Genomic DNA, 6055 nt, shown 5'->3' with positions numbered 1-6055 from the left:
CTGTGTCGAAGCCTGCAGGGTGGCCTCGGGGTCGTCACTCGGCGGGAGGCTGCCTCCAGACCCGCGCCGCGGATCTTGCCAGGGCCGGGTCACGTCGTCTGAGGATTCGTGCGGTCCGCTCATGATGCTCTCATTTCATGTGTTCGCGACGATGCCGGAAAACCCCGGCCATTGTCAGGCGCGATCGTCCGATCGGGCAGTGACACTACCGCGCGGGCGAGCGCTGGGCGTGACGATTTCCGCGCCGACGGCAGCGATCTGCTGGCATGCGGCACCGGCTGTGACACCACGCGCCGGGGCCGTAAAAGGTCGACGTCTGTAGGTGGCGATCCGGCGCATGCGAGTCGGTTTGCGATGCATAGGATTCGAAGGTCGATCGAAGCTGATGCGACGCGGCGCTCTAGGGGTTTCGGCGCAGGGTAGGGGATCGGTGCGACGGACACAGAGCGGTGGTACAGGCGGGGCTGCCCGCATCGAGTTCGCCGTTCGCGCTGCCAGCCTGGCCGACTGCGCCATCGACACGGAACAAGGGTAGAGGTCAAGTCAGTCCCTCCCGGCGACGAAGTCCAGACAAGTCCGCTATAACTATACCAGTAAGTTATAGCAATCCAACGCAGACTTATAGCAGCAAGCCGCAGCCAGGCGCCACACCGGGCGGCATTCGCATTGCCCTCCTGAACTCGCCCCATCACTGGCGCGGCTTGTATCAGGGCGGGATATGCGTCCTGAGCAGGGCGCCGGCTGTGATGTCACATCTGTGTACCAAGCATCGAGGCGATGCCGCGGCCTGCCAGTCGCTCCAGAGGCTGCAATACCTCGCGCAGGGTTGCTCGATCCTCGGCGCTGAGCGTGTTGAGCATTGCCGCAAGTCGAGCGAGCCGTATGGCCATCGACTGACAGCAGACAGCCTCGCCATGGCCTGTGATCGTGACGATCGCCGCTCTGAGATCGGTCGGGTCTTGAGACCGGCTGACCAGGCCCAATTTCTCCAGGCGGCCGACGGCGAGCGTGATGGTCGGCCCGCGGACACGCTCGTGCGCGGCCAATGCGCTCATCCGCATCGGCCCGTGTTCACGCAACACCATCAGAATCGACAGTTGGGCTAGCGAAAGTTCACCCGCTGGGACGCCGCCACGATCCCGGCGCCCCACCACCCAAAACACCTCGACTAGCACGTGGTAGAGCTGCTGGGCAAGCTCCTTGACCCGTTCGGCCGGCCAGCGGGCCATGGTGTCCTGCCCCCAACCCGACACGTCTGGACCACCGTAGGATTCAGGCATCGGAGTACTTCCTCACAACTCCTCGTTTGTAAAGCTTGCCTCGTCGCCTGGGCGGCAGCTGGACCTGGAAGCCGGGACCCCATAGTCAGCACGCGCTGGTCCGGTGTGCTGACATTACCGGGGATGTTATTCGTTATATAGTTTAATGTCTTGATTCTGATAGGAGCGGCGAGGGGGCAATCACCTGAGTGGGGCGGGCGCTCAGACAGCGGCGACCTCTGCACAAAACGAGGTTCCCTTAGGCGCAGGGGTTGTGCATACGCCGGTTGGCTGGCCTAGCTCCTGACGCAAATGCGTTAATCCATGCGCCTACTTCGCCCGCAGCTGCGAGGTGCACTAGTGCGGCGCTGAATAGTTACTTGACCAGCGTGAACTGGTTGACGTCGGTGTATCCGTCGCGAAACAGCTGCGCACAGCCAGTCAGGTACTTCATGTAGCGCTCGTACACCTCTTGCGACTGGATAGCGATAGCGCGGTCTTTATTTGCCTGCAATGCTGTCGCCCAGGTGTCCAGGGTCCGGGCATAGTGAGGCTGCAGCGACTGGATTCGCCGCACTGTGAAACCGCTGGCGGTGGCATGCTCTTGCACCGTCGGCACGGTCGGCAACCAGCCGCCCGGAAAGATTTCCGCCAGAATAAATTTGCTGAAGTGCACCAGCTCGTGCGTCAGCGCGAGTCCCCGCTGCCGCAATTCTTTGAAGGTGGGCCGCACGATGGTGTGCAGCAGCATAATGCCGTCTGCGGGCAGCACCTGATATGCCATGCGAAAGAAGCGGGCGTAGCGTTGATGGCCGAAGTGCTCGAATGCACCGATCGAGACTATCCGGTCCACCGGCTCGTCAAACTGTTCCCATCCCTTTAGCAGCACACGCGCACGGCGGGGGGTGTCCATGTGATCGAACATCTGTTGGACGTGCGTGGCCTGGTTGGCCGACAGGGTTAGACCGACGACATGAACGTCGTAGCGCTCGACAGCCCGTTTTATCGCAGCACCCCATCCGCAGCCGATGTCCAGCAACGTCATACCGGGCTGCAGATTCAGCTTTCCCAGCGCCAGGTCGATCTTCGCGAGCTGGGCCTCTTCCAGCGTCATGTCGTTGCGCTCAAAGTAGGCACAACTATAGGTCCGGGTGCGATCCAAAAATAGCTGGAAGAACTCGTCTGAAAGGTCGTAGTGGGCCTGTACCTCTGCGAAACGCGGCATCAGCTGTACAGACATAGCGCGGAGGGCCTTTCTCGATCGGCTTAGGGGCGCAAAGCGTCGGGATGTGGGTACCAGGCGGTGCCCGACCTACAAGCCCGCATGCAGGCCGGGCACCGCGAGCTCGTGCTGCTTGCCGTCACCGCCTTGCCGGCAGGGGCGCCACCGCTGCTCAAACAATCCCGGCCACAGCTCAACGCGATCCATCGTCGCGTTACTGTCATCGGCCTCTGCCCAATGCGATAGATCCCGAGGTTCACAGTTCTCCGTCGACGGTTCGCCCTTCCTAGTAGTGGCCGATGTCGTTTCAGCATCACTGCGCTCCGCCATCTGCGCTGATTGGCTAGGCAATGGTATCGGAATACAGTTAAATATCCAACTGCTTTGCCGCCTTGTCCTTCGGACTTGGATGCTCTATCAGGAGATGGGTAGCAATCACGCATCGACGCTGGTGACGAATACGACACGCACGCGGCTCCCTAGCGCAGAACCGCCTTGGCCATGTCCCACCTTCATCCATGTCCGGCAGCACCGAAACCAGTTGCCGCAAAGAGCCCAGAACCGACCAAGCCTCCTATCCGGGCATACAGCCAACGGACGTGCCGAAGCTGTGACCGCAAAACCCTTACATGCCGCTGCCGTTTTCGTTGAACCGCTCGAAGCACGGCTCCTCATCGCCGAGCACACCGGAGCGAAACGCGGCGATGCGAGTAAAACCAGCTGGCACGGTGACGCCGTTGACGTCGCTGGCTACCAGCCCGTTGGTGAGCAGGCCGGCGACGGCTTCATCGAGGTCACCGGCGGTAAGTGAAAGGCTTTGGCCGGAAGCCGATTTCACCGGCACGGCCATCTTGCGGTGCGCGACTCCCGTCAGGCATGCCGTGCGCAGCGCCGCGGTCGCCGTGTCGAGTGGCAGCCCGCGCTCGTGCTGCAACTCCAGCACGTATCTGGACATGACTACCGACAAGGCAGTGTCATCGCCCTGCGGCAAGACGTAGTCGCGCTCGTTGGCGGAGGCGCCCATCTTCTTCAAGGCCGCCATATCAACACTGAGGGTGTTGGTGGAGGGGCAATAGGACACCGGCGGTTTGCCGTTGGCGTCTCCGCAGTGAGTGGGCTCGAACGAAACTGTTGGGTTTTGTTTGGGGGAGAAGATGATTCCCAGCACCTCGGCCAGCGTCGATACCGTGTCCTGGGTGATCGGGACCTCGCCGGTTTCCACGTCGCCGGCCGGATCCGCCTGCAGCGAGATCGGCAAGTCGCCGCGGCGGTTCTTGAGTTCGTCCATGTCGATCCCGCCGCAGGCGCCTGGATCGCGGATGAAGCCCATTTGGAAGGCGCTGACCCGATCCAGGGCGGTGCCGTGGCCCTCCTCGACCATATCGGAGTCCTCCGGGGTCACAATGGGATCGCGGATCGTAATGGCGCCTGCCAGAACGTGATCGAGTCCGTCACCCGTGCTGACCCTGAATCGGGGGGAGTGGCCTTCGGCCACCCAGCGCATGTAAGCCCCGGCGAAGCAGTCTGCCTGCTGCTCGGCGACCACCGTGGGGGTTTTTCGGTTGGTCAGGTGGGCCATGCGCTGCACGGCATGCCCGTACTCGTGGGCTATGAGTGCGGGGATCGACATGTCGCCGAAATAACGCTGTCCGGTCGGCACAAGCACCCCGCGGTCCCAGGCCATGAGGTTTCTGGCCCGGCAGTAGAACGCGTTGGCTTCGTGGTAGGTCTCGTCGCCGCAAATCATCGGACTTGCGGGGTCTCGTGAGTCATAAGAGACGAGGGTGTCAATGGGGGTGAAGCTTCCTTTGAAGGTTCCGCTATAAGTCTGCGTCCAGAACTCTTCGACGTCGTTGACCGACAACAGCGCCAGCTTGTCGGCGGCCCCGCCGTCAGTGTTGAGCACCTTGCCGGTTGGCGGGGGCGCATCCTCCTTGGGGCCGCTGGGACCGTCGACCGCCGGCAGGCCCCCGACGTGGAAGGGGTCATACAGCACTGAGGTCGCCCGACCGTCGGCGACCGTTGCGCAGCTAGCCGCCAACATGGCGGCGAACGTCCCGGCCATGGCCGTGCTGACCACTGACAACCACCTTGAAGAGCGGCCGCGCCGCAGCCGGCGGTGCTGCCCACGAAAACTCATTGACCACCCTCGTCTCGACCGGCCAAAGGCACACTGAAGCACAAAGACCGATCCACAATACGGTCTGCCGTGCCGGTCTCTTTCCGCATTTCTGGGTCGAGGTCGGACTGCGTTGGCCGTCAACCGCCGCCCAAGCCCTATTCGAGCGTCAACTCCCAGAAGCGCGGGTCGTCGCCAGGCCGGGAAAACATATTAATTCGATAGCCTAGCTAATGCCTTTGTATCGGCGGCATCCATCATTCGCTCCGCCGTGTCTGCCGTGCCTCGGCCGGCAGTCGCCGTGTCAGTGTTGGGTACTTCAAACGAGAAAGATGTGAGCATGCTGCACCAGCAGCGACCCGAATGTGATTGCGGTGTAACACCCTAACTTTCGGATGCTGGAATGGCCGGTGTCTCGGTTGAACCAAAGCGGCCCGAGCGCAACAGTTTTAGACAGACCGACCCAGCGGGCACCAATACCGTAGTTACGTCACGGTGACGAATCGCTGGGCATGGGATGGCTACCGGCTAAGCACCACGAATCACGGCGATTGGGCCAGGGGCACTCATCAATTTGGTCAACCCTGGCCCGAAAACGGTCGATATCAAGCCGCGCAGTGCGCCGCGATCGGCCGAATCAGGCTGCCAGCTCGACGTTTTCATTAGACTGGACAGCCGCACGGCGATGCGCGCCCGGTGGTTTCCACTGGGTTGGACGCCAACGCCGACACCTGGACAGGTTACCTGCTCAGCTAATTAGAGCAGCTACCGATAATAGAGATTATGTCGGGTAGAATACCGCATATTGCATCAGTGGAGCAGGCTGTTCCGATACGGCGGTTCTTCGCGTGGCCGGGTAGCCCCCGCCAGATTATGCAGGAAACGAATATGCGGCTTTACCGGTAAATACCGCAATTAATTTGTGCACGAAGGGATTTCACGACCACTAGATGCTGCCGCGCTCCAGCACCCAGCGATGCTGGAACGGCAGTACCTCGGCCACAATCTCGAAGTCCGCGTCATAATGAAGCAGCGTTACGTCGTGGGCATTGGCGAGGGCGGCGATCAGAAGATCGGCCATGCCGATGGCACGATGACGACCAGTGCTGGCCAATCGCCGTTGCGCGTCCAGAGCGGTCTGCCAGTGTTCGTCGTTGGTTGGCAGATATTCGTACGCCAAGCGACGATCTGACCAAAGCTGTTCGTAGTCCGCAGCGTTTCGGGCGCTGTAGAGCGCCTCCGCGTCGAGCTGAGCCGTTGTTGCGACCAATCCAGCCTCGATGAGTGGCGCGAGCCGCGCGGCGACTTCGGGGTGTGTCATGCGAGCCGCCGCACTGGTGTCGATGAGGTGCCGAGCGACTATCGCCACACATCACCACGCTGATCGGGATCAGCCATCTCCCCTAGGCCCGTTTTCCGCACTGGTTGAGTGAAGGGACCTGGTTGCGGCGGGTT

At 61.7% G+C, this 6055-nt stretch carries 4 protein-coding genes; all 4 read right to left on the bottom strand.

From position 1 onward, the window contains the following. Positions 1–749: 749 nt before the first annotated feature. The gene (locus ACFE99_RS21655) at positions 750–1229 is read right to left on the bottom strand and encodes a MarR family winged helix-turn-helix transcriptional regulator (RefSeq protein WP_375488448.1); all 480 of its coding nucleotides are present in this window, start codon (positions 1227–1229) and stop codon (positions 750–752) included. Positions 1230–1635: 406 nt separating this feature from the next. Next, positions 1636–2499, bottom strand: coding sequence for a cyclopropane mycolic acid synthase family methyltransferase (locus ACFE99_RS21650; protein ID WP_375488447.1), 864 nt, complete (start codon positions 2497–2499; stop codon positions 1636–1638). A gap of 607 nt (positions 2500–3106) precedes the next feature. Next, positions 3107–4621: a peptidase gene (locus ACFE99_RS21645; RefSeq protein ID WP_375488446.1), complete on the bottom strand. Its 1515-nt coding sequence runs from the start codon at positions 4619–4621 to the stop codon at positions 3107–3109. Positions 4622–5546: 925 nt separating this feature from the next. After that, a complete protein-coding gene (locus tag ACFE99_RS21640; RefSeq protein WP_375488445.1) occupies positions 5547–5969 on the bottom strand; it encodes a PIN domain nuclease in 423 nt (140 codons plus the stop codon). Positions 5970–6055 lie beyond the last annotated feature (86 nt).

It is taken from the genome of uncultured Mycobacterium sp., assembly GCF_964249325.1.
Taxonomy (GTDB): Bacteria; Actinomycetota; Actinomycetes; order Mycobacteriales; family Mycobacteriaceae; genus Mycobacterium.
The sequence above is the reverse complement of the archived record's forward strand: the minus strand, read 5'-3'. Positions and strand labels throughout refer to the sequence as shown.